Annotated in this window: 24 protein-coding genes; 2 read left to right on the forward strand and 22 right to left on the reverse strand. The window is 72.3% G+C overall.

Going from position 1 to position 26,599, the window contains the following annotated elements; all coding sequences use genetic code 11:
• Positions 1–9: 9 nt before the first annotated feature.
• On the reverse strand, positions 10–2,061 hold the full coding sequence (locus QDS12_RS19700; protein WP_279882349.1) for a primosomal protein N': 2,052 nt from the start codon (positions 2,059–2,061) through the stop codon (positions 10–12).
• Between the two features lie 180 nt (positions 2,062–2,241).
• Here QDS12_RS19700 and QDS12_RS19705 point away from each other — a divergent pair, with 180 nt between their 5' ends.
• On the forward strand, positions 2,242–4,287 hold the full coding sequence (locus tag QDS12_RS19705) for an EAL domain-containing protein (RefSeq protein WP_279882351.1): 2,046 nt from the start codon (positions 2,242–2,244) through the stop codon (positions 4,285–4,287).
• A 16-nt stretch (positions 4,288–4,303) separates the two neighbouring features.
• Here QDS12_RS19705 and QDS12_RS19710 read toward each other — a convergent pair whose 3' ends face one another.
• From QDS12_RS19710 to pyrF, 8 genes are all read right to left on the reverse strand, one after another.
• The gene (locus QDS12_RS19710; protein WP_279882353.1) at positions 4,304–7,114 is read right to left on the reverse strand and encodes a M4 family metallopeptidase; all 2,811 of its coding nucleotides are present in this window, start codon (positions 7,112–7,114) and stop codon (positions 4,304–4,306) included.
• A 90-nt stretch (positions 7,115–7,204) separates the two neighbouring features.
• Complete coding sequence (metK, locus tag QDS12_RS19715) at positions 7,205–8,407, reverse strand: methionine adenosyltransferase (protein ID WP_279882355.1); 1,203 nt, start codon at positions 8,405–8,407, stop codon at positions 7,205–7,207.
• Between the two features lie 89 nt (positions 8,408–8,496).
• Entirely contained in the window at positions 8,497–9,771 is a 1,275-nt protein-coding gene (gene coaBC / locus QDS12_RS19720; RefSeq protein WP_279882357.1) for a bifunctional phosphopantothenoylcysteine decarboxylase/phosphopantothenate--cysteine ligase CoaBC, read from the reverse strand.
• Positions 9,768–10,100 carry a DNA-directed RNA polymerase subunit omega gene (gene rpoZ / locus QDS12_RS19725; RefSeq protein WP_192680745.1) on the reverse strand — a complete coding sequence of 111 codons (333 nt, stop codon included), beginning with the start codon at positions 10,098–10,100 and terminating at the stop codon, positions 9,768–9,770. The genes coaBC and rpoZ overlap by 4 nt, the downstream gene beginning before the upstream one ends.
• A gap of 4 nt (positions 10,101–10,104) precedes the next feature.
• Positions 10,105–10,725: a guanylate kinase gene (gene gmk, locus QDS12_RS19730; RefSeq protein WP_279882360.1), complete on the reverse strand. Its 621-nt coding sequence runs from the start codon at positions 10,723–10,725 to the stop codon at positions 10,105–10,107.
• Positions 10,718–11,038, reverse strand: coding sequence for an integration host factor, actinobacterial type (gene mihF / locus QDS12_RS19735; RefSeq protein WP_279882362.1), 321 nt, complete (start codon positions 11,036–11,038; stop codon positions 10,718–10,720). The genes gmk and mihF overlap by 8 nt, the downstream gene beginning before the upstream one ends.
• A 91-nt stretch (positions 11,039–11,129) precedes the next feature.
• Positions 11,130–11,576: a hypothetical protein gene (locus tag QDS12_RS19740; protein ID WP_279882363.1), complete on the reverse strand. Its 447-nt coding sequence runs from the start codon at positions 11,574–11,576 to the stop codon at positions 11,130–11,132.
• Positions 11,577–11,617: 41 nt separating this feature from the next.
• Positions 11,618–12,427 carry an orotidine-5'-phosphate decarboxylase gene (pyrF, locus tag QDS12_RS19745; protein WP_279882364.1) on the reverse strand — a complete coding sequence of 270 codons (810 nt, stop codon included), beginning with the start codon at positions 12,425–12,427 and terminating at the stop codon, positions 11,618–11,620.
• A 57-nt stretch (positions 12,428–12,484) separates the two neighbouring features.
• Here pyrF and QDS12_RS19750 point away from each other — a divergent pair, with 57 nt between their 5' ends.
• Positions 12,485–13,591: a M48 family metallopeptidase gene (locus tag QDS12_RS19750; protein ID WP_279882366.1), complete on the forward strand. Its 1,107-nt coding sequence runs from the start codon at positions 12,485–12,487 to the stop codon at positions 13,589–13,591.
• Between the two features lie 141 nt (positions 13,592–13,732).
• Here QDS12_RS19750 and QDS12_RS19755 read toward each other — a convergent pair whose 3' ends face one another.
• From QDS12_RS19755 to QDS12_RS19815, 13 genes are all read right to left on the reverse strand, one after another.
• The gene (locus tag QDS12_RS19755; protein ID WP_279882368.1) at positions 13,733–14,779 is read right to left on the reverse strand and encodes a quinone-dependent dihydroorotate dehydrogenase; all 1,047 of its coding nucleotides are present in this window, start codon (positions 14,777–14,779) and stop codon (positions 13,733–13,735) included.
• On the reverse strand, positions 14,779–18,153 hold the full coding sequence (carB, locus tag QDS12_RS19760; RefSeq protein WP_279883482.1) for a carbamoyl-phosphate synthase large subunit: 3,375 nt from the start codon (positions 18,151–18,153) through the stop codon (positions 14,779–14,781). Before carB ends, QDS12_RS19755 begins: the two co-directional genes overlap by 1 nt.
• Before the next feature lies 1 nt (position 18,154).
• A complete protein-coding gene (carA, locus tag QDS12_RS19765; protein WP_279882370.1) occupies positions 18,155–19,333 on the reverse strand; it encodes a glutamine-hydrolyzing carbamoyl-phosphate synthase small subunit in 1,179 nt (392 codons plus the stop codon).
• A gap of 198 nt (positions 19,334–19,531) precedes the next feature.
• On the reverse strand, positions 19,532–20,293 hold the full coding sequence (locus tag QDS12_RS19770; RefSeq protein WP_279882372.1) for a class I SAM-dependent methyltransferase: 762 nt from the start codon (positions 20,291–20,293) through the stop codon (positions 19,532–19,534).
• Positions 20,290–20,706 (reverse strand): DUF1810 domain-containing protein, encoded by a 417-nt coding sequence (locus tag QDS12_RS19775; protein WP_279882374.1) that lies wholly within the window; start codon positions 20,704–20,706, stop codon positions 20,290–20,292. The genes QDS12_RS19770 and QDS12_RS19775 overlap by 4 nt, the downstream gene beginning before the upstream one ends.
• Complete coding sequence (locus QDS12_RS19780; RefSeq protein ID WP_279882376.1) at positions 20,703–21,974, reverse strand: dihydroorotase; 1,272 nt, start codon at positions 21,972–21,974, stop codon at positions 20,703–20,705. The genes QDS12_RS19775 and QDS12_RS19780 overlap by 4 nt, the downstream gene beginning before the upstream one ends.
• Positions 21,971–22,903: an aspartate carbamoyltransferase catalytic subunit gene (locus QDS12_RS19785; protein ID WP_279882378.1), complete on the reverse strand. Its 933-nt coding sequence runs from the start codon at positions 22,901–22,903 to the stop codon at positions 21,971–21,973. Before QDS12_RS19785 ends, QDS12_RS19780 begins: the two co-directional genes overlap by 4 nt.
• A complete protein-coding gene (pyrR, locus tag QDS12_RS19790; protein ID WP_279882380.1) occupies positions 22,900–23,487 on the reverse strand; it encodes a bifunctional pyr operon transcriptional regulator/uracil phosphoribosyltransferase PyrR in 588 nt (195 codons plus the stop codon). Before pyrR ends, QDS12_RS19785 begins: the two co-directional genes overlap by 4 nt.
• A 68-nt stretch (positions 23,488–23,555) precedes the next feature.
• On the reverse strand, positions 23,556–24,569 hold the full coding sequence (locus QDS12_RS19795; protein WP_279882382.1) for an NADPH:quinone reductase: 1,014 nt from the start codon (positions 24,567–24,569) through the stop codon (positions 23,556–23,558).
• Positions 24,570–24,645: 76 nt separating this feature from the next.
• Positions 24,646–24,816 (reverse strand): CsbD family protein, encoded by a 171-nt coding sequence (locus QDS12_RS19800; RefSeq protein WP_279882384.1) that lies wholly within the window; start codon positions 24,814–24,816, stop codon positions 24,646–24,648.
• Positions 24,817–24,882: 66 nt separating this feature from the next.
• Positions 24,883–25,311: a transcription antitermination factor NusB gene (gene nusB, locus QDS12_RS19805; RefSeq protein ID WP_279882386.1), complete on the reverse strand. Its 429-nt coding sequence runs from the start codon at positions 25,309–25,311 to the stop codon at positions 24,883–24,885.
• A gap of 1 nt (position 25,312) precedes the next feature.
• Entirely contained in the window at positions 25,313–25,879 is a 567-nt protein-coding gene (gene efp, locus QDS12_RS19810; RefSeq protein WP_279882388.1) for an elongation factor P, read from the reverse strand.
• 124 nt (positions 25,880–26,003) lie between these two features.
• On the reverse strand, positions 26,004–26,588 hold the full coding sequence (locus QDS12_RS19815) for a hypothetical protein (protein ID WP_279882390.1): 585 nt from the start codon (positions 26,586–26,588) through the stop codon (positions 26,004–26,006).
• Positions 26,589–26,599 lie beyond the last annotated feature (11 nt).

A 26,599-nucleotide genomic window follows, 5' to 3' on the forward strand; every position in this document is an offset into this window, starting at 1 on the left:
GGCGCAAGTCTAGAGAGTGGGCGGGTCGACCTGGACGCGCACCGGGTCCAGCTTGCGCGAGGAGCGCAGCCGCTGCAGCTCGAGGAGCGCCCGGGAGAGTGCCGCACCCTCCGCCCGCGGCACGCGTACGACGGCCCGCCACTGCTCCTCGGCGACGGGGACCGGCCCGAGCACCTCGGCGCTGGCCGGGGCCGCGAGCAGCGTGAGCGCGTCGTCGAGCGCACCGGCGTCACCGGTGATGGTGGCCAGTCGCGAGGCCGGCGGCAGGTGCGCCTCCGCCCGCTGCTCGGCCTCCCGCCGGGCGAAACCCGGCTGGTCCCACCTGACCAGTGCCTGCAGAGCGGGATGCGCCGGGTCGCCCACGACGACCGCACGGCCGCCGGGCGCGGCCAGCGCGATGGCGGCGCTCCAGCGGCGCAGCGCCTCCTCCTCGGTGCGCAGGTCCGGCCGCCCGAGCAGCAGCCACGTGTCGAGCAGCACCACGGAGGCGTACCCCTCGGCGGCGACCGGCTCGGCACCCGGGGTCGCCACGACGATGGCGCGCTCCGCGGGGACGCTCGGCAGGACCCGCTCGCCGCTCGAGGTGACGACGCGGACGCCCGGGAACGCCCGCCCGAGCTCCTCGGCGGTGCGGGCGTCGCCGAGCACGGGAGCACGCAGGCCCCGGTAGTCGCAGACCGGGCACGCCCAGTGCTCGGCCACGGTGCCGCACCAAGTGCAGGCCGGCGGCGTGGCCGGGCCGGTGAGGCGGAGCGGACCGGTGCAGACCGTGCAGCGGGCCGGCGTCCGGCACCGCTCGCAGGCCAGCGCCGCCGCGTAGCCCCGCCGCGGCGTCTGCACCAGCACGGGACCCTCCTCCAGGGCAGCCCGGATCGCCTGGTGCACCTCCCGCGGCACCCGAGACGCACGGGTGAGCGGATCGCGGTCGAGGGAGAAGTCGCTGGCACCGGTGATGGCGACGCGGACCCGCTCGCGAGCGAACGTCCGGGTCGGCGCGATCTCCTGCGCCCAGCCCGAGCGCAGCAGCTGGTCGGCCTCGACGGTCCGGGCGAAGCCACCGACGAGGGCCGCCGCGCCCTCCCGCTCGGCACGCAGCAGCAGCGTCTCGCGGGCGTGGGGGTAGGGCGCGCGGGGCTCGGCGAGCAGGTCGTCGCCGTCGTCCCACACCGCGACCAGGCCGAGGTCGTGGACCGGCGCGAAGGCGGCTGCCCGGGTGCCGATCGCGACGCGGACGGCCCCGCGCGCGACCGCCAGGAACGACCGGTAGCGCGCCGCCGGGCCACTGTCGGCGGTCAGCGTGACGTGCCGCCCCGGGCCCAGCACCGTGTCGAGCGCGGCCGAGAGCCGGGCGACGTCCTTGCCGTCGGGCACGCAGACGACGGCGCCGCGTCCGCCGGAGCCGACGGCGCCGACGGCCGAGGCCAGGAGCAGGGCCCAGTCGGTGCCTGCCGCGGCGTGCCAGACCGCCCGCGGCGACCCGCCGGCGGCGAGGTGCCGCAGGAAGGCCGCACCCGGCTCGTGCCCCGCCCAGGCGGCGGCGAGCGCCGACGGGTCCAGCGACGCCGCCGGGGGCGCGTCGGAGGCCTCCTTCTCCACGGCGGCGTGCCGGGGCGGCACCGCCAGGCGGAGCAGGTCGGACCGGGTGCCGGCGTAGCGCTCCGCGAGGTCGGCGGCCAACCCGGCGATGGCGGGGCTGAGCACGGGCTCTGCGCTGACCACCCGCTTGAGGGGGGCGAGCCTGCCCTCGTGCTCGGAGGCCTCCAGGCGCGCGAGGACGAAGCCGTCGACGTCCTGGCCGGCGAACCGGACCTTGACCCGTGCGCCCGGCACCGCGTCGGCGGCCATGCTGGCCGGGACGGCGTAGTCGAACGTCCGGTCCAGGTGGGTCGGCTGCAGGTCGAGCAGCAGCTGGGCGACCGGCAGGTGGTCGGTGATCTCGGCCTCGGCCTGCTTGCGCGCGCGGGTCGCCCGCGCCTTCGCCCGGCCCTCGGCGACCTTGTCCCGGACGAGGCCGGGCAGCTCGAGGTGCTGCTCGGTGCTCTCGCGGGCCGGCCGGTTCATGCGGCCGTTTCTACCAGCGCGCCACCGACACCCGGGCGCCGCGGTCGGGTCGCCTGTGGATGTGGAGCGATCACCGGCGCGGTGCTCAGGTCGCGGCGCGACCTGACGATCAGTCTCATCGGAAGCTGCGCCTGCGGGGCCAGGGAGACGCCACTCGACGCCGGGAGCAGGACCAACCACATGACACCGATCCCGGCGCTCGTCCCCGAGCACAGCACGTCGCTGGTCGCCATCGCCGCCGTCCTGTGCCTGGCCGGGGCGTGGGCCGCCTCGCGCTTCTTCCAGCGGATGACCGACGTCGGCGACCGGCAGCGCTACGCGTGGCTCTTCCTGACCTCCCTGGCCAGCGGCGTGTCCATCTGGGGCACCCACTTCGTCGCGATGCTCGGCTACCACCCCGGCGTACCGATGAGCGTCGAGTGGCTGGCGACCGCGCTCTCGCTCCTCATCGCCGTGCTCGGCAGCGCCGTGGGCTTCCTCATCGGCGGCGCCGCCGACGTCTCGCGCGCCCGGGTCGCGCTCGGTGGGACGGTCGTCGGCCTCGCCGTGTCCTCGATGCACTACGTCGGCATGAGTGGCCTGCGCATGCAGGGGACGATGTCGTGGAACGAACCGCTCATCGTCTTGTCGGTCGTCTTCGCGGTCGGGTTCGCCTCGGCGGCGCTGCTCTACGGACGGTCCGACCTGCGCCACGCCCAGACCCTGATGTGGCTGCTGTTCACGACGTCGGTGCTGGCCCTGCACTTCACCGGGATGGCCGCCATGTCGGTCGCCCACGACATGTCGGACATGGCCGGCACGCGGAGGTCGCTCGACCCCGAGACGCAATACGTCCTCGCCGTCGCGATCGCCGGCATGGCCTTCGTCACCCTCGGGTCGGGCATGGTCGGCTACCTGATCGACAACAACAGTCGCGCGTCCGCGGTGGAGCGCCTCCGGCGCCTCGCCATGTACGACGTCCTCACCGGTCTGCCCAACCGCGCGAGCCTCAACGAGCGGCTCGCCGCCGAGATCGAGCGCTCGCGCGAGCACCACCAGCGGCTCGGGCTCGTCGTGATCGACATCGACAACTTCAAGGAGGTCAACGACCTGCATGGCCACCCGGTGGGCGACGAGGTGCTGCGCGTGCTCGGCAGCCGGATGGCCGAGCTCATCCGGGGCGACGACGAGTTCGTGGCGCGGATCGGCGGTGACGAGTTCATTGCGCTCTGCCGGCTCGAGGACGACGCGCACCTGCCCACCTTCCTGGACGCCCTGCGCCAGGTGCTGTCCGGTGTCATCCACGTCCGTGGGGCGCGGATCGCGCCCCGGGCCAGCATCGGCGCCGCCACCTTCCCCGACCACGCCTCGGACGCGGAGACGCTGGTCAACAACGCCGACCTCGCGATGTACCGCGCCAAGAGCGACCCGCTGCACGACATCTGCCTCTACGACGCCTCGGTGGACGAGCAGACCCGACAGCGGCGCGGCCTGACCGCCGACCTGCGCGAGGCGCTCGCGCGCGGTGAGCTGTTCCTCCACTACCAGGTGCAGACGGCCGTCGCGACCGGCGAGACGCGCGGCTACGAGGCGCTGCTGCGCTGGCGGCACCCCGAGCTCGGCCTGGTCTCCCCCGCCGAGTTCATCCCGCTTGCGGAGGAGAGCGGACTGATCGCGCCGATCGGCGAGTGGGTGCTGCGCACGGCCTGCGCCGAGGCGGCCCGGTGGGTGCCGCCGCACCGTGTCTCGGTCAACGTCTCGGCGGTGCAGCTCGCCGAGGCCGGGCTGGCCCGCACGGTCCGCGAGGTGCTCGAGGAGTCCGGCCTGCCCGCTCACCGCTTGGAGCTGGAGATGACGGAGACGGCCGTCTTCACCGACCGGGAGAGCGCCCTGCAGACCCTGCTGGAGATCAAGGACCTCGGCGTCGGGATCGCACTCGACGACTTCGGCGTCGGCTACTCCTCCCTCGACGCGCTGCGGACCTTCCCCTTCGACCGGATCAAGATCGACCGCTCGTTCTTCTCCGGCGGCGGCACGCCTGAGCAGACCGTCGAGCTCGTCCAGGCCGTCCTCTCGCTGGGCCGCACGTTCGGGATGTCGGTGCTGGCCGAGGGCATCGAGACCGACGACCAGCTCGCCCTGCTGACCGACACGGGCTGCGACGAGGCCCAGGGCTACCTGTTCGGCCGCCCGGCCTCGCTCGACGACATCGTGAGCTCCGGCCAGCTCGGCATGGCTGCCGTCTAGCGGAGCCGGGCGGCGGCTACCTCACCTTGCCGGTCGGTCGCGACGTCACGCTCGCGGTGGTGTAGCCGGCCTTGCGGCCGGTCACCCGCACCGAGATCTTCTTGCCCCGGTCCTTCTTGGTCAGCTTGTACGCCGTCTTGGTCGCCCGCTTGATCGCCTGGCCGTTGCGCAGCCACTGGTAGGACAGCGCCACACCCCGCGGCGACCAGGTGCCCGGGACGGCCCGTAGGACCTTCCCCACCTTCGCCGTGCCCGCGACCTTCGGGCGGGGCGCGCTGAGGACGCCGGGCGCGACCGGAGCCGCCGCGGCGCTCGTCGCCTGGCCCGGGATGAGCCCCGTCGCACTCGCGGTGACCTGCACCGAGAGGCGGTGGCGCAGGTCCGCCGCCACCGGGACGTACGCCGCGCCGGTGGCCCCGGTGACCGGCCGGCCGTCGCGCAGCCACTGATAGCTGACCCGCTCGGGGGCGGGCAGCCAGCCTCCGGGCGTGGCCGTGAGCCGCCCGCCGACCCGGTCGGTGCCGCGGACCGTCGGGGCCGCCGTCAGCAGCATCCGCGTCGAGCAGGTGTAGACGGTGATGTCGTCGAGGAACCACCCCGGGGACCAGTACGCCGAGTCGTTGTCCAGGGTGAACCGTGGACGGACCGGGTGGCCGGCCAGGCTCGAGAGGTCGAGCTGGCTGGCGATCCAGCCGCGGCTGTCGCCGCCGAACCCGAGCCGACCCGCTGCCGGGTTGCCCGAGCCCTCGGCGATGACCTGGCTCGGGCCGTCGACCCACGGCAGCGTCGCCGCGTCGATCGGCGGCTGGGGGTCGTCGGTCCGGTCGACCTCGACCGTGCCGGCGTCGTAGTAGGTCGCGTCGACGTAGTCGAGCAGGTACCACCCCTGGAAGCGCAGGTAGGACCGCTGGCCGGCGGGCAGGCTCACGGGCGTCGCCAGCGTCAGGGACGAGGCTCCGGGCGTCGTGTCGGCACTGCTCCACGGGTGCGTGTTCGACCAGGAGGCAGTGCCCGAGGTGGCGTTGCTGCCCCAGGTCGGCGAGGCTCCCCGCACCCAGTTGGGTCCGGCCGTGAACGTCGCCGCGTTGCCGGTCTCACTGTCGAGCATCTCGACCTGGCGGGTCCCGCTCGGGCAGCTGTTCGCCGGCGCGTCGGCGGGCTGCCGGGCCTGAGTGGGCGTCGTACGGAGCTCGGTGGCCACCGTCGCCTGGTGCACGCGCGTGCAGTCGGCCGACGTGAAGCCGACCCGTTGGGCGGTGACCAGCGCCTGGCAGCTCTGCTCGAGCACGCCGGCCAGGTCGGCGTAGTCGCTGCCCGAGCTCAGCTTCATGGTGACGTCCGCGTAGAGCGTGGCCGTCTTGGTCAGCTGCGGATCGCCCGCGTCGATCCCGGTGATGGTCTGGCCGTTGAACGACCCGCCCTGCGAGATCAGGTAGGCCGTCTTGTTGCCCACGCCGCTGTCGGTGTGGACGCCGCCGTTGTCGGAGTAGCTCGGCGCGTCGGAGGTGTAGCGGTTGCTGGTCATGCGGTCCGGCTGGCCGAACTGCGTCGGGTTGGACAGACTCCTGATGGCACCGCCCGGCAGGTCCTCGCCGATCTGCCAGTTGCTCGCGACGTCGGAGGGCGACGGATGCCGGTGGTCGATGATCTCGCCCATGATGTCGGCCAGGGACTCGTTGATCGCGCCTGACTGGCCCCAGTAGAACAGCTGGGAGAAGTGGTCGATGACGCCGTGGGTCATCTCGTGCCCCACCACGTCGTCGGCGCCCGCGTAGCCCTGGCCGTAGTACATCTGGCGGCCGTTCCAGAAGGCGTTGTCGTAGGGGCAGGTCTCGCCGGTGTAGCACCACCGCACCGTCGAGGCGAGCCTCTTCCTGCCGCCGACGCTGATGCCGAGCAGCTGGGTGAGGTCGAGGCCGACGATCTGGCGGTAGAAGTCGGAGACCGCGCCGGCGAGGTCGAACGCACTGTTGGCCTCGGCGAGGGTGCTCGGTCCGGACGTCTCGGTCCGGGCGAAGCCGGTCGTGCACGGCAGGTCGGTCGTCCGCGGGGTGTTGGCGTTGTCGCAGACCACCCGGTCGATCGACTGGTTGTCGTCGATGTCCAGCAGCACCGCGCCGGTCTGGTCGTCGACCAGCACGAGCCGGCGTACGCCGTCGGCGCCGGTGACCTCGAACCGCCAGCCGGTCCGGGCGCCGGCCGTCGACGGCTCGCCGAAGACCGCCGGGTCGAAGATCGACCGTCCGTCCGACGACACCGCCAGGTCGGCGGCTCGGCGGCGCGAGTCCCGCGCCACGACCGCACGGGCGGCGCCGGCGGCCGCGCGCTCCGCCACGCGGGCGGCCGGGACGCTCTGCGCCGTGCTGAGGCTGGCGCTCGCCGCCGTGAGGTCGCGCTGCGCCCCGAGCGTGAGGACCACCTGCCCGCCGAGCACGGGGACGCCGTCGACCGACTGGTCGTAGCGCACGACGTCCTGCCCGCTCACGGTGCCGGCCGTGCCGGCGTCGGCCAGGGTCGTCCCGGGCCGGTCGGCGCCGAACGCGGCGCCGTAGCGCTCGAGGTGCGCCCTGGCCGCCGCCCTGACGCTGTCGCGCCCGTCGACCGACGGGTTGTCGATCCGGCCGTGACCGCCCACGGCGGCGAACCGCATCGCTCCGGCCGGGCCCCGGCTGACGAAGGTCGAGCTCGCGTCCGCCCGCAGCCGAGAGGCGGCGCGGGCCGGCCCGTCAGGGGGCGGAGGGCTCGCGGCGCCAGCGGGGACCGTCAGTCCTGCGACGACGGCGGCGGTCGCCAGGGCACCTGCGAGTCGGGTTCGTGCGGCGAGCACGTTGACAAGTACCCCTCCTGTCCCGAAACAGACGGCGGCCGGGTGGGATAACTCCCACCCGGCCGCCGACGGCGTCTCAGTGCAGCGGCGTCAGGCGCCCGCGGCCGCCTTCAGCGCCTCGGCGCGGTCGGTCTTCTCCCACGTGAACTCCGGGAGCTCACGGCCGAAGTGGCCGTAGGCGGCGGTCTTGGCGTAGATCGGGCGCAGCAGGTCGAGGTCGCGCACGATCGCGGCCGGGCGCAGGTCGAAGACCTCGAGCACCGCCTTCTGGATCCGGTCGACCGGAACCGTCTCGGTGCCGAACGTCTCGACGAACACACCGACCGGGTGAGCCTTGCCGATGGCGTAGGCGACCTGGACCTCGGCGCGGCGGGCCAGGCCGGCCGCGACGATGTTCTTGGCGACCCAGCGCATGGCGTAGGCGGCCGACCGGTCGACCTTGGACGGGTCCTTGCCGGAGAAGGCGCCGCCACCGTGGCGGGCCATGCCGCCGTAGGTGTCGACGATGATCTTGCGCCCGGTCAGGCCGGCGTCACCCATGGGGCCGCCGACGACGAATCGGCCGGTCGGGTTGATGTAGAGCTTGTAGCCGTCCGAGGGGACGCTGTCCTTGAACTGCTCCAGCACCGGCTCGATGACGTGCTTCTTGATGTCGGGAGCCAGCGTCGCCTCGAGGTCGATGTCGTCGGCGTGCTGCGTCGACAGGACGACGGCGTCCACGCGGACGGCGCGGTTCTCGTCGTCGTACTCGATGGTGACCTGGGTCTTGCCGTCGGGGCGCAGGTAGGGCAGCGTGCCGTTCTTGCGCACCTCGGTGAGCCGCTCGGAGAGCGTCTGCGCGATCTTGATCGGCAGCGGGAACAGCTCCGGGGTGTCGTCGCAGGCGTAGCCGAACATGAGTCCCTGGTCGCCGGCACCCTGGCGGTCGAGCTCGTCGATCGAGTGGTCGACGCGGTCCTCGTAGGCGTCGTCCACGCCCTGCGCGATGTCGAGCGACTGGGCGCCGATGGCGACCTGCACACCGCAGGAGTTGCCGTCGAAGCCCTTGTCCGAGGAGTCGTAGCCGATCTCGAGGACCTTCTGGCGGACCAGCTGGGCGACGGGGGCGTAGGCCTCCGTGGTCACCTCGCCGGCGACGACCACGAGGCCCGTGGTCAGGAGGGTCTCGACCGCGACCCGGCTCTTGGGGTCGTGCTCGAGGAGGTAGTCGAGCACCGTGTCGCTGATCTGGTCGGCGATCTTGTCGGGGTGGCCCTCGGTCACCGACTCAGAGGTGAACAGACGTCCGGTCACAATCGATCTCCCGTTCCTGCTGGCGGACTAGTGGTCATACGGTAGGCGACGCCGTCCAGGTGATGGACGGCCGTCTCATTGTCACACGGTCAGGTAGACAAACGCGCGACCACCTGGTCCCAGATCACATGGGCCAGGGCGTTCTTCGAACCCGACGGTACGTCGACCGCGGCTCCGTCGGCGGCCAGGATGACCGCCTCGTTGTCGGGGCTGCCGAACACGGCGCCCCCGCGGACGTCGTTGACGACCAGGAGGTCGCAGCCCTTGCGGGCGAGCTTGGCCTTCGCCAGCTCGAGCACCGTGCCGGTGTCGTCGCCGGTCTCCGCCGCGAACCCGACCACCACGCTGCCGGGGTGCGGCCGGTGGTGGCTGATCTCCTTGAGGATGTCGGGGTTCTGCGTCAGCTCGATGGTGGGCGCCGAGCCGTCGGTCGCCTTCTTGATCTTCGCGTCGCTCACCGCCGTCGGCCGGAAGTCGGCCGGTGCGGCGGCCATGACGACCGCGTCCGCGCCGGACGCGGCGCTGACGACCTCGTCGCGGAGCTGGGCGGTGGTCTCGACGCGGACCACCTTCACGCCGGCCGGGTCGGGCAGGCTCACGTTGGCGGCGACGAGGACGACGTCGGCGCCCCGAGCGGCGGCCGCGCGGGCCAGCGCGTAGCCCTGCCGGCCGCTGGAGCGGTTGCCGATGAAGCGGACCGGGTCGAGGTACTCCCGCGTCCCTCCCGCGCTCACGACCACCCGGCGCCCGGCCAGGTCGGCCAACGCGTCGGTCGAGCCCGTGGAGGTCCACCGGGCGAGCACCTCGGAGCAGAGGGCGAAGATCTCGTCCGGGTCGGGCAGCCGGCCCTTGCCGGTGTCCTTGCCGGTCAGCCGGCCCTCGGCCGGCTCCAGGACGAGGGCGCCGCGGCGGCGCAGCGTGGCGACGTTCTCGGCGGTCGCCGGGTGCTCCCACATCTCCGTGTGCATGGCCGGCGCGAAGACGACCGGGCAGCGGGCGGTGAGCAGCACGTTGGTCAGCAGGTCGTCGGCCAGGCCGTGAGCGGCGCGGGCCAGCGTGTTGGCGGTCGCCGGGGCGACGACCACGAGGTCCGCCTGCTGCCCGATGCGGACGTGCGGCACCTCGGTGATGTTCTCGAAGACCTCCGTCGCGATCTCCTTGCCGGAGAGCGCCGCCCACGTCGGGGCGCCGACGAACTCCAGGGCGGAGGCGGTCGGTACGACGGTCACGTCGTGGCCCGACTCCGTGAATCGACGCAGCAGCTCGGCGGCCTTGTAGGCCGCGATCCCGCCCGAGACCCCCAGAACGACACGCGGCCGCTCCCCGGCGTGGGGAGCGGCCTCGTGGGTGGTGCGAATGGTCACTCGCCGACCGCGAACGGGTCCGTCGCGGTCGCAGCGCGCTGGGCGGCCTCCTCCGCGGCGAGCTCCGCGGGGTCGACCTCCTCGCAGGTGAGCAGGTCGTCGTTGATCTCGCGCAGCGCGATCGAGAGCGGCTTCTCCTGGACGTGCGTCTCGACCAGCGGGCCGACGTACTCGAGCAGGCCCTCGCCGAGCTGCGAGTAGTAGGCGTTGATCTGACGGGCGCGCTTGGCACCGTAGAGGACCAGGCGGTACTTGCTGTCGGTCTTGCTCAGCAGGTCGTCGATCGAGGGGTTGGTCACGCCCTGGGCGTCGATCTCGGGGGCAGCCACGCGTTCATGCCTCACTGTCGGGGTTCGATGGGCTCGTGCGCAGAGGCGCACTGAGCTTCATCAAGGTTACCAAGTCCTCCGCAGCAGCGTGAACTTCGCGGTTGACGATGGTGACGTCGAACTCCTGCTCGGCCTCGAGCTCCACCCGCGCGGTCTCCAGGCGACGCTCGCGCTCCTCCTCGGTCTCGGTGCCGCGTCCGACCAGTCGGCGGACCAGCTCCTCCCACGACGGAGGCGCCAGGAACACGAACAACGCCTGCGGCATGGTGGCGCGCACCTGGCGGGCACCCTGAAGGTCGATCTCGAGCAGCGCCGGACGGCCGGCGGCGAGCGCCGCCTCGACGGGCTTGCGCGGGGTGCCGTAGCGGGCGACCTTGTGCACGGTCGCCCACTCGAGGAGCTCCCCCTCGGCGATCATCCGGTCGAACTCCTCGTCGGAGACGAACCAGTAGTGCACCCCGTCCTGCTCCCCCGGCCGCGGCGGGCGCGTGGTGGCCGAGACGGAGTACCAGACCTCCGGGTGCGACGTGCGTACGGCGGCCGCGACGGTGCCCTTGCCCACGGCCGTCGGGCCGGCGAGCACCACGAGACGTGACGGCTGTGTGGCGGCGGGCGCGTCAGCCACGCCGGGCGAACTCCTCGGCCAGTGCCTCGATCTGCTTGAACCCGAGGCCGCGGACGCGGCGGCTCTCGGCGATGCTGAGCCGCTCCATCATCTGGCGGGCGCGCACCTTGCCGACACCGGGGACCGCCTGGAGCAGGTCGAGGACCTTCATCTTGCCGATGACCTCGTTGGTCTGTCCCTGCTCGATGACCTCGAGCACCGAGCCGCCCGAGTTCTTGATCCGGTTCTTCACCTCGGCCCGCTCCCGTCGGGAGGCCGCCGCCTTGTCGAGGGCGGCTTGGCGCTGTTCGGGCGTGAGCGGGGGCAGAGCCACGTGCGTGGTCCTTCTGGGGTCTCGGAAGCAGATAGGAGGGACTTCGGGTCAAGATAGCCGCACCCCCGGACAGCGGCAACGCGGGGATACCTCAGACGGTGAGCGGAGCGTGGCAGACGTCGCGTGCGTGCTGGTCGACCGCCGCCAGGGCCGCCCGCGTCCGGTCCGCGCCCACCTCCGTCGCTGCCGCCGTGATGCGGTCCTGCTCGGACTTCGTGAGCCCGGCCGGGGGCGTGGCCGGGTCGTACGTCGCCGGGTCGACGTCGGCGTCGGCCAGCGCGCGCTCCAGGTCCCCCAGCGCCTTCGTGAGCGTCGCCCAGTCGCCCTCGATGTCGCTGGGCGCCTTGTCCTGGAGCACCTCGAACGTCGGCAGCGCCTTCAGCAGCGCCTGCGGCCCGCCCGCCTCGAGTGTCTTCGACAGCCCCTCCTGGTGGTCCTTCACGCTGCCGCAGTAGTCCGCGTACCGATCGCCGCCGCACCCGCTGAGCGCGGCGAGCAGCAGCGCGGCCGACAGGCCGCTCACCAGGAGTCGTCGCATCCGGACATCCAAGCAGCCGGGTGGGTGCGAGCCCGCCAGCCTCAGCGCAGCTCGTCGTTGGTCCGCAGCGCGGCATCGCGCAACGCGTCGACGGACGGTCCGGCGCGGAGCAGGCCGCGCGAGGAGGAGGGCAGCACGGTGAGCGGGCCGAAGATGCGGCGGACGTCGGCCGCCGTACCGCCCTGCTCGCCGAAGCCCGGCGCCAGGATCGGACCGTTGAAGGCGAGGTCCTCCCCCGCATCGCCGATCGTCGCGCCGACGACCGCACCGAAGGAGCCGAGCGGGGCCGCGTCGGCGTTGAGGCGGCGCAGGTGGTCGAACATCCGGGCCGCGACGGTCTCCCCCGAGTCGACGGTCGCGGACTGCACCTCCGGACCCTCCTTGTTGGACGTCAGGCCCAGCACGAACAGGCCGGCGTCGAAGCGGCGGGCCGTGTCGACGAAGGGGTCGAGCGAGCCGAAGCCGAGGTACGGCGACACCGTGATCGCGTCGGAGGCCAGCGGCGAGGCCGGGTCGAGGTAGGCGTCGGCGTACGCCTGCGAGGTGGAGCCGATGTCGCCCCGCTTGACGTCGAGGAGGACCAGCGCGCCCAGCGCGCGCGACTCGGCGATCACCCGCTCGAGCACCGCGACGCCGGCCGAGCCGAAGCGCTCGTAGAACGCGCTCTGCGGCTTGATCACCGACACGTGCGGTGCCAGTCCCTCGACCGCGGTGAAGGCGAACGTCTCCAGGCCGGCGACGCTGTCCTCCAGACCCCACTCGACCAGCAGCGACGCGTGCGGGTCGATACCGGCGCACAGCGGGCCGCGCTCGGCGACGGCGGTGGACAGGCGCTCTCCGAACGTGCTCATGGGCTCATCCTTCCTGACACGCAGACAGCCGCCCGCATCCGGCTCTAGTGTTCCGGCATGTCGCACCCTGACCGGTCCGTCGGGCCACTCCCGACGGTGGTGGCGGTCGTCCTCGCCACGCCGGTCCACCTCCTGACCCTGGCGGTCGCCGCCCTCGGCGTCCGGCTGCTGTGGCTCGGAACGCCGCTGGCCGCCAAGGTCGCCGGCCTCCTCTGCCTCCTCCTCGCCTACGCGCTGCGGCCCGCACTCGGCGACCGCAAGCCGGTCGGCAGCGAGCTCGACCTCAAGCGCTGCCCGCAGACGGCCACGCTGCTGCGCGAGGTGGCGGCCGCGGTCGGGACCACTGCGCCGGGACACGTCAGCCTGACCACCGACCCGCGGGCCGACGCCCGGCTGACCGGCCTGAGCGGTCGCGCGCTCTCGATCGGCGCTCCGCTCTGGCTCGCCCTCACCGGACCCGAGCGGGTCGCGTTGGTCGGCCACCAGCTCGGCCACCTCGCGCGTGGCGATGTCTGGGTGCGCCGGTACGTCGGCGGAGCGCTGCACACCCTGCGCGGCTGGGAGGGCATGCTGGCGCCGTACCGCCCACGTCTGGAGATGAGGCCGGAGGACCAAATCCTCGCGATGAGCTCGGGAACCGACGTCCAGTCGCCGAACGCGTCGGCCGGCATCCTCGGCGACATCGTCTCGGTCCTCCTGTGGCCGCTGCGTGTGCTGCTCGCCGGCTACCGCCGGCTCGTCGAGCGAGTCGCCGCTCCGTCCGTCCGTCACGAGGCGCTGCACGCCGACCTCGCCGCCGTCCGCGCCGCGGGCACCGACGCGACCGTCCGCCTCCTCGAGGTGCTGCTCGCCCTCCCGGCCGTCGAGACGTCGGCCAACCGCGCGGTCTCGACCCGCTCCGACATCGCCACGGCCATCGCCCAGCGGATGGCGGCCTTCGACGCCGGGCAGCGCTCCGCAGTCAGGAACGGCGCCGGCGCCGACACCGTCGACGCTGTGCACCCGTCGACGCGTGAGCGTCTGGCCGCCGTCGAGTCGGCCCCGCGCGCCGAGCCCGCCGTCCGGGTGACGACCGAGCGCTGGACCGCCATCGACCAGGAGCTGTCGGCCGCCGTCACCAAGCAGCTCAAGCGGCTGGCCGACGACTTCCGTCACGCCTACTGACCGAGTGGGGTCGTCCGTCCTCGAGCACGGCCCCCTCCTCCACTGGCTGATCGACGAGGAGCTGACGCCGTCCTCGGACCGGGCGTTTCAAGCGACTCGGCGACACCGACCGGGTCGTCCGCTGAGCCCGCCGCGCCCGGGTCACGCCGACGTCAGGCCCTTCGCGATCCGCCGCGGCCACAGCGGCCCTTCGTAGATGAAGGCGGTGTAGCCCTGCACCAGGTCGGCGCCCGCGGCGACCCGCTCCCGGGCGTCCTCGACGGTGGTGATGCCGCCGACGCCGATCAGCGTCAACCGGTCGCCGACCCGTCCCCGCAGCAGCCGCATGACGTCGAGGGCGCGCACGGTGAGCGGGCGGCCCGAGAGCCCGCCGGCGCCGACGTCCGCGATCGAGCTCGGGTGGCTGCGGAGCCCCGCGCGGGAGATCGTCGTGTTGGTCGCGATGATGCCGTCGAGGCCGATCGCGAGCGCCAGGTCGGCGACGCCGAGGACGTCCTCGTCGGCCAGGTCGGGCGCGATCTTCACGAGCAGCGGCACCCGCCGGTCGGTGGCCGCTTCCGCAGTCGCGCGGACGTGCTGCAGCAGCGGGCCGAGCTTCTCCACGGCCTGCAGCGAGCGGAGTCCCGGGGTGTTGGGCGAGCTGACGTTGACGACCAAGTAGTCGGCGTACGGCGCGAGGAGACGGGTCGACTTGCCATAGTCGGCCTCCACCGCGGCCTGGTCGTCCTCCGGGACGACCTTGGTCTTGCCGATGTTGACGCCGAGCACAGGACCGAGCGCACCGGCCGGACGTCGGTCCAGCCGCTCCTTGAGACGTCGCGCGACGGCCTCGGCACCGTCGTTGTTGAAGCCCATCCGGTTGACGACGGCGCGGTCGGAGACGAGCCGGAACAGCCGCGGCGTCGGATTCCCGGGCTGCGCCTCCCCCGTCACGGTGCCGATCTCGACGTGGCCGAAGCCGAGCCCGCCGAGCGCGTCGATGCCGACGGCGTTCTTGTCGAAGCCGGCGGCCAGTCCCAGCCGGTTGGGGAAGGTCAGCCCGAGCGCCTCGACCGGCTCCCCGGCCGACGGCAGCCGGGTGAGCGCCGGCGCCGCCTGCCGGATCGCACGGAAGGCGCCGTGGTGCGCCTCCTCCGGATCGGTCCGGGTCAGCACATGGTCGAACAGCAGCCGGTAGGGCCGGCCCATCAGGCGGACTCGGAGCGCTCGTCGGTCCCGGCCGAGGTCAGCTCCGCCCACTCCTGCAGCGACCGTACGTCGATCTCCCCCTGACGCAGCGCCGCGATCCCCTGCACGGCGGCCGCGAGCCCCTGCACCGTCGTGATGCACGGCGTTCCGGACAGGACCGCCGCCGACCGGATCTCGTAGCCGTCGGCGCGAGCACCGCTGGCCGAGCCGTTGGGCGTGTTGACGATGAGGTCGATCTCGCCGTCGAGGATCAGCTGCACGGTGGTCCGCTCCCCGTGCGGACCCTCGCCCTGGGAGTGCTTGCGCACGATCGTCGACGGGATGCCGTTGCGGCGCAGCACCTCGGCGGTGCCCTGCGTCGCCAGGATCTCGAAGCCGTAGTCGGCCAGCACGCGCGCGGGGAAGATCATCGTCCGCTTGTCGCGGTTGGCGATCGAGACGAACACCTTCCCGGCGGTCGGCAGCGGGCCGAACGACGCGGTCTGCGCCTTGGCGAAGGCGCGGCCGAAGTCGGCGTCGAAGCCCATCACCTCGCCGGTCGACTTCATCTCCGGCCCGAGCACGGTGTCGACGAACTGGCCGTCCTTGGTCCGGAACCGGTTGAACGGCAGCACGGCCTCCTTGACCGCGATCGGCGCGTCGGCCGGCAGCGTGCCGCCGTCACCGGTCGCCGGCAGCAGACCGGCGGCCCGCAGCTCGGCGATCGACTCGCCCATCATGAGCCGGGCCGCGGCCTTGGCCATCGACGTCCCGGTCGCCTTGGAGACGAACGGCACCGTGCGCGACGCGCGCGGGTTCGCCTCGAGGACGTAGAGCACGTCGGCACCGAGCGCGAACTGGATGTTGATGAGGCCACGCACGCCCACGCCGCGGGCGATCGCCTCGGTGGCCTGGCGGATCCGCTCGATCTCGGCCGCGCCGAGCGTGATCGGCGGCAGCGCGCACGAGGAGTCGCCGGAGTGGATGCCGGCCTCCTCGATGTGCTCCATCACGCCGCCGAGGAAGAGCTCGGTGCCGTCGTAGAGCGCGTCCACGTCGATCTCGACCGCGTCGTCGACGAAGCGGTCCACCAGCACCGGCCGGTCCGGGCTGATCTCGGTCGCGGCCTCGATGTAGGACTGCAGCGCGCCGTCGTCGTAGACGATCTGCATGCCGCGGCCGCCGAGGACGTACGACGGCCGGACGAGGACCGGGTAGCCGATCTCGTGCGCGATCGTGCGGGCGTCCTCGAACGAGACCGCGGTCCCGTGCTTGGGGGCGATCAGGCCGGCCTCGGCGAGCACGCGGCCGAACGCGCCGCGCTCCTCCGCGAGCTCGATGGCCTCCGGCGAGGTCCCGACGATCGGGACTCCGGCGTCCTGCAGGCCCTGCGCCAGGCCGAGCGGCGTCTGGCCGCCGAGCGTGGCGATGACGCCGGCGATGGGGCCGGCGGCCTTCTCGGCCTCGTAGATCTCGAGGACGTCCTCGAGCGTCAGCGGCTCGAAGTAGAGGCGGTCGGAGGTGTCGTAGTCGGTCGAGACGGTCTCCGGGTTGCAGTTGACCATCACGGTCTCGTAGCCGGCCTTGGACAGCTCCAAGGAGGCATGGACGCAGGAGTAGTCGAACTCGATGCCCTGGCCGATGCGGTTGGGGCCCGAGCCGAGGATCAGGACCGCCGGCTTCTCGCGCGGCGCGACCTCGGTCTCCTCGTCGTACGAGGAGTAGTGGTAGGGCGTCTTCGCCGCGAACTCGGCCGCGCACGTGTCGACGGTCTTGTAGACCGGCCGCACGCCGAGGTCGTGCCGGGTGGCGCGGACCTCAGCCTCGCTCACGGTTGCCGAGCCTGCGTCGTCCTGAGCCTGCCGAAGGGTCGAGGTGCGGATGCCGGCGATCTGGGCGTCGGAGAAGCCGTGCCGCTTGGCGAGGCGCAGCGTGCTCTCGTCGAGCGACTCGGCGGCGCCGATCTTCTCGGCGACCTCGTGGATGAGGAAGAGCTGGTCGACGAACCACGGGTCGATCTTGGTGGCGTCGAAGACCTGCTCCGGCGTCGCGCTGAGGCGGATCGCCTGCATGACCTTCTGCAGACGGCCGTCGTGCGGGACCTGGACCTGCTCGAGCAGGGTCTCGAGGCTCGCTGACGCTCGCACCTCGACCGGCGGCGTACCGAAGTCGAACGGCGCGGCCTTGTTCTCGAGGCTCCGCAGCGCCTTCTGGAGCGCCTCGGTGAAGTTGCGGCCGATCGCCATCGCCTCGCCCACTGACTTCATGTGCGTGGTCAGCGTCGGGTCGGCGGTCGGGAACTTCTCGAACGCGAACCGCGGCACCTTCACGACGACGTAGTCGAGCGTGGGCTCGAACGACGCCGCCGTCTCCTGGGTGATGTCGTTGGCGATCTCGTCGAGCGTGTAGCCCACGGCGACCTTGGCGGCGATCTTCGCGATCGGGTAGCCGGTGGCCTTCGAGGCGAGCGCGCTCGAGCGGGAGACGCGCGGGTTCATCTCGATCACGATGACGCGGCCGTCGGCCGGGTTGACGGCGTACTGGATGTTGCAGCCGCCGGTGTCGACGCCGACCTCGCGGATGATGCCGATGGCGAGGTCGCGCAGGCGCTGGTACTCGCGGTCGGTGAGGGTCATCGCCGGGGCGACGGTGATCGAGTCGCCGGTGTGGACGCCCATCGGGTCGAGGTTCTCGATCGAGCAGATGATGACGACGTTGTCGGCCTTGTCGCGCATCACCTCCAGCTCGTACTCCTTCCAGCCGATGATCGACTCCTCGATGAGGACCTCGGTCGTCGGGCTGGCGGCGAGGCCCGCACCGGCGATGCGGTGCAGGTCGGTCTCGTCGTAGGCGATGCCGGAGCCGAGGCCGCCCATCGTGAAGGACGGTCGTACGACGACCGGGTAGCCGAGCTCCTGGGTGGCCTTCTCGACGTCATCCATCGAGTGGCACACGAACGAGCGGGCGACCTCGCCGCCGACCTTGGCGACGATCGCGTTGAACTTCTCGCGGTTCTCGCCGCGGTGGATCGCGTCGAAGCTGGCGCCGATCATCTCGACGCCGTACTTCTCCAGCACGCCGTTCTCGTGGAGCGCGGTGGCGGTGTTGAGGGCCGTCTGGCCGCCGAGGGTCGGCAGGATCGCGTCGGGGCGCTCCTTGGCGATGACCTTCTCGACGAACTCGGGCGTGATCGGCTCGACGTAGGTCGCGTCGGCGAACTCCGGGTCGGTCATGATCGTCGCCGGGTTGGAGTTCACGAGGATGACGCGCAGGCCCTCGGCCTTGAGCACGCGGCACGCCTGCGTGCCGGAGTAGTCGAACTCGCAGGCCTGGCCGATGACGATCGGGCCGGAGCCGATGACCAGGACGCTCGTGATGTCGTCGCGCTTCGGCATGTCAGGCACCCACCTTCTCGTCGCCGGTCGAGCCCGACCGGGACTCCATGAGCTGGACGAAGCGGTCGAACAGGTAGGCCGCATCGTGCGGGCCGGCCGCCGCCTCCGGGTGGTACTGCACCGAGAAGCCCTTCAGGTTGCCGTCCGCGTCGCGCAGCTCGAGGCCTTCGACGCAGTCGTCGTTGAGGTTGACGTGGGACACCGACGCCGTGCCGAACGGCGTCTCGGTCGGCTCGCCGACCGGCGCGTCCACCGCGAAGCCGTGGTTGTGGGCGGTGACCTCGACCTTGCGCGTGGTCAGGTCCATGACCGGCTGGTTGATGCCGCGGTGGCCGTACTTCAGCTTGTAGGTCCCGAAGCCGAGCGCGCGGCCGAAGAGCTGGTTGCCGAAGCAGATCCCGAAGTAGGGGATCTCCCGGCCCAGCGCCTGCTGCAGCAGCTGGATCTGGTGCGTCGTGGCCGCCGGGTCGCCGGGGCCGTTGGAGTAGAAGAGGCCGTCCGGCTCGACCGCGAGGACGTCCTCGAGGCTGGCGGTCGAGGGCAGCACGTGCACCTCGATGCCGCGCTCGGCCATCCGCTGCGGCGTCATCTCCTTGATGCCCAGGTCGAGGGCGGCGACGGTCAACCGCTTCTCGCCGATCGCCGGGACGACGTACGCCTCGGTGGTGGTCACCTCGTCGGCGAGCTCGGCGCCGCTCATCTCGGCGCTCTCACGCACCCGGGCGAGCAGCGCCTCGGGGTCGGTCTCGACGGTGGAGATGCCGACCCGCATCGCACCTCGCTCACGCAGGTGCCGGGTGAGTGCGCGGGTGTCGACGCCGGAGATGCCGACGACGCCCTGCTCGCGCAGCTCGTCGTCGAGGGTGCGCTTCGAGCGCCAGTTGCTGGGGACGCGGGCGGGGTCGCGCACGACGTAGCCGGACACCCAGATCTGGCGGGACTCGGGGTCCTCGTCGTTGATGCCGGTGTTGCCCACGTGCGGGGCGGTCATGACGACGACCTGCCGGTGGTAGGACGGGTCGGTGAGGGTCTCCTGGTAGCCGGTCATACCGGTCGAGAAGACCGCCTCGCCGAAGGTCTCGCCCTCGGCCCCGAACGACTCACCGCGGAACGTGCGCCCGTCCTCGAGGACCAGAAGAGCGCTGCGCTTGACCTGGGGACTGGTGGCATGCAGCGGCACGCCGTACCTCCTTCTCCGCCTCTCTGGACGGCCTGTTAAAGGATGCCGGACTCGGGGGTTGACACTACCAGCGCGCGGTCGGCGGCTCGGTATCGGGATGGTGCCCGCATGTTCGTCGAGGTATGCAGGCCAATGCGCACTCCCCCCGCGGAGTTCCGCACGGGAAGCGACCACTCGTCTGCATACCTCGACGAACATTCACTGCTGACGCTCCGCCACGATCTGCCACGCGAACCCGACCCGGTGGAACGGCTCGCGATCGCACAGGGCGAGCTCGAGCCGCAGCAGCGCGTCGTAGGCGCTCGGGTCGTCCGTGGCCGCGTCGGCGATCCGCAGGTCGTTGGCGATCCGGTGGCCGTAGCGACCGACCACGCGCAGTCCCTCGGCGTCGAGGGCCGTCTCGACGTCGCCCGGCGCGACCTTGCGTACGTCGTGGTCGAACGTCACCGTGTGGGTGCTGTCGGACTCCAGCTCCGCGAGGGCGGCCGCGGGTCCCTCGCGCAGCAGCGCGCCGAGGACCGCCCCGTCCGGGTTGGCGTCGACGAGCGACAGCCGGCCTCCGCTCCGCACGCGGGCAGCGAGGGCGGCGACGTCAGCGGCGTCGGCGGGCCGGTAGCGGAGGACGTAGTGGCAGATCACCAGGTCCCACGTGCCGTCGGGCAGGTCGTCGAGCCCGCCGACGACCGTGGTGATCCGGGTTCCGGCCTCCGCGGCCCGGCGCTGCGCCTCGTCCAGCCAGGCAGCGGTCGGGTCGACGATCGTCACCTCGTGACCCGCCTGCGCCAGCGTGATCGAGTCCCGGCCGTCGCCGCCGCCGACGTCGAGGACGCGCAAGCGCTCGCCCAGCGCGGTGGCGTGTCGGCGGAGGACCTCGCCGACGACGGCGTACCGGATCCGCGGGTAGGGCAGCTCGCAGTAGTCGCGCCAGGCCTGGAGCCGGTCGGTGAAGACGTCGGTCATCCGGCCAGGAACGCCTCGGTGCGGGGGTCGCGCTGCCCGGCGAAGAACGTGTCGAGGACCTGCTGGAAGACGGGCTCCGACGGGGCGGCGATCGCGAAGAGCGTCATCGAGGACCACAGCTTCTGGTCGTCGGGCGATCCCATGATGTCGAGCGCGGATCGGTCGTGGTGCCCGAGGACGGCGCTCGCGCACTCGACCAGCCGTGGCCCGAGGACGTCGTCGGCGGCGTAGGCCCGGGCCTCCTCGAGCGAGCCGATCGCGTAGTGCTGGGACGTCGCCGAGTGGCCGAGGCCGGCCACCTGTGGGAAGACGAACCAGATCCAGTGGCTGGTCTTGTGGCCGCGCCTCAGCTCGGCGAGCGCCTGCTCGTAGACGCCCTCCTGGGCGTCGTGGAACCGCCGGAGATCGCTCATGCCCCGAAGGTACGCGCGCCCCGCAGCCAGGTGCCGACCACGCGGCCGGTGAGCGAGCGGCCGTGCCACGGGTTGTTGCGGCTCAGCGAGAGCGACGCGCCCCGGTCGACGACGTACGACGTGCTCGGGTCGACCAGCGCCAGGTTGGCCGGCTCCCCGACGGCGAGGGCGCGCCCGTGGCCGTCGAGGCCGGCGATGGCGGCTGGGTTGGCCGACATGACCCGGGCGACGCCGGCCCAGTCGAGCAGCCCGCCCTCGACCATCACGGTCGCGACCACGGAGAGCGCCGTCTCGAGGCCGAGCATGCCGAACGCCGCGTCGACGAACGCGTGCTCCTTGTCGTGGCGGGCGTGCGGCGCGTGGTCGGTCGCGACAGCGTCGATCGTGCCGTCGGCGAGCGCCGCGCGGAGTGCCTCGACGTCCTCGGCGGGCCGCAGCGGCGGGTTGACCTTGAAGGTCGGGTCGTAGCCGGCGAGCAGGTCGGTGGTGAGGAGCAGGTGGTGCGGGGTGACCTCGGCCGTCACGGCGATCCCCTGCGCCTTCGCCCAGCGGACGACCTCGACCGAGCCGGCGGTCGACACGTGCGCGACGTGGACCCGGGACCCGGTGTGGCGGGCCAGCATCACGTCGCGGGCGACGATGACCTCCTCCGCGATGGACGGCCACCCGGGCAGGCCGAGCTCGCCGGACAGCTGGCCCTCGTGGCAGCAGGCGGCGTGCGGGGCGAGGGCCGGGTCCTGCGAGTGCTGCGAGATGACGCCGCCGAACGCCTTGACGTACTCCAGCGCACGGCGCATGACCCGAGCGTCGGCGACGCACCTGCCGTCGTCGGAGAACACCCGCACCCGGGCCCGCGAGCGGGCCATCAGCCCGAGCTCCGCCAGCTCCTCGCCGGCCAGGCCACGGGTGACGGCGCCGACGGGCTGCACGTCGACGAGACCGGCGTCGCGGCCGAGCTCCCAGACCCGCAGCGCGGCCTCGGCGGTGTCGGTGACCGGGGTGGTGTTGGCCATCGCGAGGATCGACGTGAAGCCGCCGGCCGCGGCCGCCCGGGAGCCGGTGAGCACCGTCTCGGCGTCCTCCCGGCCGGGCTCGCGCAGGTGCGTGTGCAGGTCGACCAGGCCGGGGAGGAGGACGAGGCCGTCGGCGTCGACGGTCTCGTCGGCAGTGGTGGAGACCGACCCGACCTCGCGGATGAGCCCGTCCTCGACGTACACGTCGGCGGCGTCCTCGCCGAGCAGGCGGGCACCCTTGATCAGCAGGCTCACTTCTGGTCCTCTCCGGCGAGCAGGTGGTAGAGCACGGCCATCCGGACGGCGACGCCGGCGGAGACCTGGTCGAGGACCATCGAGTCGATCGCGTCGGCGGCGTCGGCGGAGATCTCCAGGCCGCGGTTCATGGGGCCGGGGTGCAGGATCGGGGCGCCCTCCCGGAGCACGCCGAGCCGGTCGCGGGTGAGCCCGTAGCCGACCGTGTACTCACGCGGGCTCGGGAAGTAGCCGCCGCTCATGCGCTCCTTCTGGACGCGCAGCATCATCACGGCGTCAGCGGTGGGCAGCACCGCGTCCAGGTCGTACGACGTCCCGAACCCCGCGTCCGCGGACCAGGTGCCGATCCCGCTGGGCATGAGCGTCGGCGGCGCGACGACCGTGACCCGTGCGCCGAGCTTGGTGAGCGCCTTGACGTTGGACCGGAACACCCGGGAGTGGGTCAGGTCGCCGACGATGACGACGTGCCTGCCCTCGAGCGAGCCGAGCCGGCGCGTCAGCGTGTAGGCATCGAGCAACGCCTGCGTCGGGTGCTCGTGGGTCCCGTCGCCGGCGTTGATGACCGGGACGTCGATCCACTCGCTGACCTGCTGCGCAGCGCCGCTGGCGGAGTGCCGCATGACCAGGCCGTCGATGCCCATCGCGGTCACGGTCAGCACGGTGTCGCGCAGCGACTCGCCCTTGGACGTCGACGAGCCCTTGGCGGACAGGTTGATGACGTCGGCGGACAGCCACTTGCCGGCGATCTCGAAGGACGAGCGGGTCCGCGTGGAGTCCTCGAAGAACAGGTTGATCACGGTGCGACCGCGCAGCGCCGGCAGCTTCTTCACCTCACGCCGCTGGACGTCGTGCATCTCGGCGGCCGTCTCGAAGAGCGCCGCGATGTCGTCGGCGGTGACGTCGTCGATCGAGAGCAGGTGCTTCTTCATCGGACCTCACCTCCAGCGGTGCCCGCCGGCGAGCCGAAGATCGACACCGAGTCGCCTCCGTCGGTCTCGGCCAGCCGCACGCGGACCTTCTCGCTGCGCGCGGTCGGGAGGTTCTTGCCGACGTGGTCGGCGCGGATCGGCAGCTCGCGGTGGCCCCGGTCGACCAGGACCGCGAGCCGGACGGCCGCCGGGCGGCCGAGGTCGGAGAGCGCGTCGAGGGCGGCCCGGATGGTGCGCCCGCTGTAGAGCACGTCGTCGACGAGCACGACGGTCTTGCCGTCGATGCCGCCGGCCGGGAGCGACGTCTTGTGCGGTGCGCGGGTGGGGTGGCTGCGCAGGTCGTCGCGATACATCGTCACGTCGAGCGAGCCGACCGCGACCGACGTGCCCTCGACGGACTCGATCCGCTCCGCGATGCGCCGGGCCAGCGGGACTCCGCGGGTGTGCAGCCCGAGCAGCAGGAGGTCCTCGGCGCCCTTGTTGCGCTCCAGGATCTCGTGGGAGATGCGAGTCAGTGCGCGGGAGACGTCGTCGGCGTCGAGGACGACGCGGCCGTCGCCCGCTGGGGTGTCAGGAGAGGACATGGCCTCGCAGGACCTCCTTCTCCGCCTCACAGGACGGGTCGTTAAAGGATGTCGGAACGACCAGGAGACTAGTCCAGGTCGAGGAGAACCTTGCCAACCGCACCCTGCTCGACGGCGTCGTGGGCGGCGCCGGCGTCCTCGAGCGGGTAGTGGTGCAGCGGTACGCCGACGTCGGACCCGACCTGCAGCGCGCCCGCCTCGACGGCGGCCGCGACGTCGGCCGCGGCGGCGCGCAACAGCTCCGGCTCGAGCATGTAGAGCAGGATGAACTGGTAGCGCAGGTTCTTCGAGAATGTCGCGCGCAGCGGCAGGGTCATCTCGTCGCCGCCGTTGTTGGCGTAGATCGCGACGGTGCCGTGCACCTTCAGGACCTCGCGGTCGAGGTCGTTGTTGACCGCCGGCGCCACCTCGACGACGAGATCGACGCCCTCGGGTGCCAGCGCCCTGATCTCCGCCGCCGGGTCGCCGACGCGGTAGTTGACCGTCTGGTGGGCGCCCGCGGCGATGGCGAGCGCCGCCTTCTCGTCGCCGCTGACGGTCGCGATCACCGTCGCCCCCGCCCAGCGGCCGAGCTGGATGGCGGCGTTGCCGACGGCGCCGGCCCCACCGGCCACGAGGACAGTCTGACCCGTCATCGCACCGGGCTCCAGCCGCGTCACGTCGCCCGAGGTCAGCGCCCGGTGCGCCGTGACGGCGGGGACGCCGAGGGAGGCGCCGAGGTCGAACGAGGCACCGACGGGCAGGTGCACGGCGTTGTCGGCCGGCACGACGACGTACTCGGCAGCGGTGCCGTGGGCCCGGCCGTGCTGGGCCATGAGCACCCAGACCCGGTCCTCCACGGCGAACCCGAGGACCCCGTCGCCGATCGCGTCGACGACGCCGGCGCCGTCCTGGCCAGGGGTGATCTCGTCGTACGGCAGCTCGGGGTAGGTCCCGCCGGCCCGCGCCTTCCAATCGGTCGGGTTGACGCCCGCGCGGGACAGACGCACCCGCAGCTCGCCCGGACCGGGCGTGGGCAGGTCCCGCTCGACGAGGCGGAGGACGGAGGACGGACCGGGCTCGGAGTAGACGATGGCGCGCATGAGGCCGACGGTACCCAGGGACGCGCGAGGGGCACGGCGTGGCGCCGTGCCCCTCGTCCCTCAGCCGATCAGCGGATCACTTGAAGGCGTCCTTCACCTTCTCGCCGGCCTGCTTGAGGTTGCCCTTGGTCTGGTCCTTCTGGCCCTCGGCCTCGAGGCTCTCGTCGTCCGTGGCCTTGCCCACGGCCTCCTTGGCCTCGCCGACCTTCTCCTCGGCGAAGTTCTGAGCCTTGTCCTTGTCACCCATGGGTGTCCCCTCTCCTGAGCGGTACTCCGTCGAACCTCCGGTAACCGCTCCTGCTCGGGGAATTCGTCAGGAGAGCTTCGTCTTGTCCCGCTGGATCGCGCCGAGGATGCCGTTGACGAACTGCGGCGAGTCGTCGGTGGAGAGGTCGCGCACCAGCTGCATCGCCTCGCTGATCGCGACGTGCTCGGGCACGTCAGGAGCGTGGAGCAGCTCCCACACGCCCAGACGCAGCACGTTGCGGTCCACGGCGGGCATGCGGTCGAGCGTCCAACCCTCGGAGTACGTCGCCAGCAGCTCGTCGATCCGAGGCTGCTCGGCCGCCACGCCGCGGACCAGCGTCGCGGTGTAGGCGTTGCCCGGGCCCTCGCCCTCGGCGATGGCCTGGTCGAGCATCTCGGTCGCACTCAGGCCGCGAGCCTCGGCCGCGAAGAGCAGGTCGAGGGCGCGCTTGCGTGCCTTCGTCCGGGCGGTCGGCTGGCCGGAGGGAGCAGCCACGTCAGCCCTTCACACGGCTGAGGTAGGAGCCACCCTCGCGGGTGTCGACCTTGATCTTCTCGCCCTGCTCGATGAAGAGCGGGACCTGGATCTCGTGGCCGGTCTCCAGGGTGGCCGGCTTGGTGCGGCCGGTGGCGGAGTCGCCGACGACGCCCGGCTCGGTGTAGGTCACCACGAGCTCGACGGAGGCCGGCAGCTCGATGAAGAGGACGCGGCCCTCGTTGGTGGCGACGATGACGTCGGTGTTCTCGAGCATGTAGTTGGCGGCGTCGCCGACGAGCTCGGGGCCGACCTCGATCTGCTCGTAGGTGCCCGTGTCCATGAAGACGTAGTGGGTGCCGTCGTTGTAGAGGTACTGGTAGGTCCGGCGGTCGACGGTGGCCGTCTCGACCTTCGTGCCCGCGTTGAACGTCTTGTCGACGTTCTTGCCCGACTCCACGTTCTTGAGCTTGGTGCGCACGAAGGCCGGGCCCTTGCCGGGCTTGACGTGCTGGAACTCGACGACTGACCAGAGCTGGCCGTCGATGTTGAGAACCATGCCGTTCTTGAGGTCGTTCGTGGTTGCCATACGTTCGCGTCCAGCCTTCTGGTCTGTGCAGGTTGTCAAAAGTCGTGCGAGGTCGTGCGGGGTGCCCTGGGCACCAGCGCCCGAGTCTATCGGCGCTGCTGTGGCGCGACGAAAACCGCGCGACTCAGACCAGCTGGGCGGCCTTGTCGAGGAGCTGGGCGAGCGAGACCGCGCCGAGGGCGAAGGCGCCCGCCCGCAGCAGCCACAGCACCCCGTCCACGGCGACCGGCGCGGACCGCGGAGGTACCGGCCAGTCGGCCAGGATCCGGCGCTCCGCGACGATGGTCAGCAGACCGCCGTACAGGCCCGGGATCGCGACGAAGAGCAGCACGGCCAGCCACGCGGGCTCGAGCAGGGTGAAGTCGACGCCGTCGGTGTGCACGAGCTGGTTGCCGACGCCGACGCCCGCGGCGAGCGCGACGCTTCCGACGCGGAACCACTCCGGCCCGAAGAGCAGCCAGCGGGCGAGCAGGTAGACCACCGCGCCGACCAGTCCCAGGAACGCCCCCGCGCTGACCAGGTGGAGCGAGCCGCTGACCGTGAACCGGCCCATCTCGAAGCCGTCGTCGCTGATCGTGCCCTCCAGCTCGGGGCTGAGCCTGATGAGCAGGAACATCGCCAGCCGACCGAGGAAGCCGGCCACCAGCGCGCCGAGCACCAGGCCGGCCACCACGACGAGGCCGAGCCGACGGACCAGGTGGAGCGCCATGCGCGGCAGTG

The organism is Nocardioides sp. CER19, from assembly GCF_029846275.1.
In the GTDB taxonomy this organism is placed as follows: domain Bacteria; phylum Actinomycetota; class Actinomycetes; order Propionibacteriales; family Nocardioidaceae; genus Nocardioides.

Bases quoted from the DNA above. Each gene is read 5' to 3' on its own strand.
- QDS12_RS19700 (WP_279882349.1), bottom strand. From the start codon at position 2,061: ATGAACCGGCCGGCCCGCGAGAGCACCGAGCAGCACCTCGAGCTGCCC.
- QDS12_RS19705 (WP_279882351.1), top strand. From the start codon at position 2,242: ATGACACCGATCCCGGCGCTCGTCCCCGAGCACAGCACGTCGCTGGTC.
- QDS12_RS19740 (WP_279882363.1), bottom strand. From the start codon at position 11,576: ATGCGACGACTCCTGGTGAGCGGCCTGTCGGCCGCGCTGCTGCTCGCC.
- pyrF (WP_279882364.1), bottom strand. From the start codon at position 12,427: ATGAGCACGTTCGGAGAGCGCCTGTCCACCGCCGTCGCCGAGCGCGGC.
- QDS12_RS19750 (WP_279882366.1), top strand. From the start codon at position 12,485: ATGTCGCACCCTGACCGGTCCGTCGGGCCACTCCCGACGGTGGTGGCG.
- QDS12_RS19755 (WP_279882368.1), bottom strand. From the start codon at position 14,779: ATGGGCCGGCCCTACCGGCTGCTGTTCGACCATGTGCTGACCCGGACC.
- carB (WP_279883482.1), bottom strand. From the start codon at position 18,153: ATGCCGAAGCGCGACGACATCACGAGCGTCCTGGTCATCGGCTCCGGC.
- QDS12_RS19770 (WP_279882372.1), bottom strand. From the start codon at position 20,293: ATGACCGACGTCTTCACCGACCGGCTCCAGGCCTGGCGCGACTACTGC.
- QDS12_RS19775 (WP_279882374.1), bottom strand. From the start codon at position 20,706: ATGAGCGATCTCCGGCGGTTCCACGACGCCCAGGAGGGCGTCTACGAG.
- QDS12_RS19785 (WP_279882378.1), bottom strand. From the start codon at position 22,903: ATGAAGAAGCACCTGCTCTCGATCGACGACGTCACCGCCGACGACATC.
- pyrR (WP_279882380.1), bottom strand. From the start codon at position 23,487: ATGTCCTCTCCTGACACCCCAGCGGGCGACGGCCGCGTCGTCCTCGAC.
- QDS12_RS19795 (WP_279882382.1), bottom strand. From the start codon at position 24,569: ATGCGCGCCATCGTCTACTCCGAGCCCGGTCCGTCCTCCGTCCTCCGC.
- QDS12_RS19800 (WP_279882384.1), bottom strand. From the start codon at position 24,816: ATGGGTGACAAGGACAAGGCTCAGAACTTCGCCGAGGAGAAGGTCGGC.
- efp (WP_279882388.1), bottom strand. From the start codon at position 25,879: ATGGCAACCACGAACGACCTCAAGAACGGCATGGTTCTCAACATCGAC.
- QDS12_RS19815 (WP_279882390.1), bottom strand. From the start codon at position 26,588: ATGGCGCTCCACCTGGTCCGTCGGCTCGGCCTCGTCGTGGTGGCCGGC.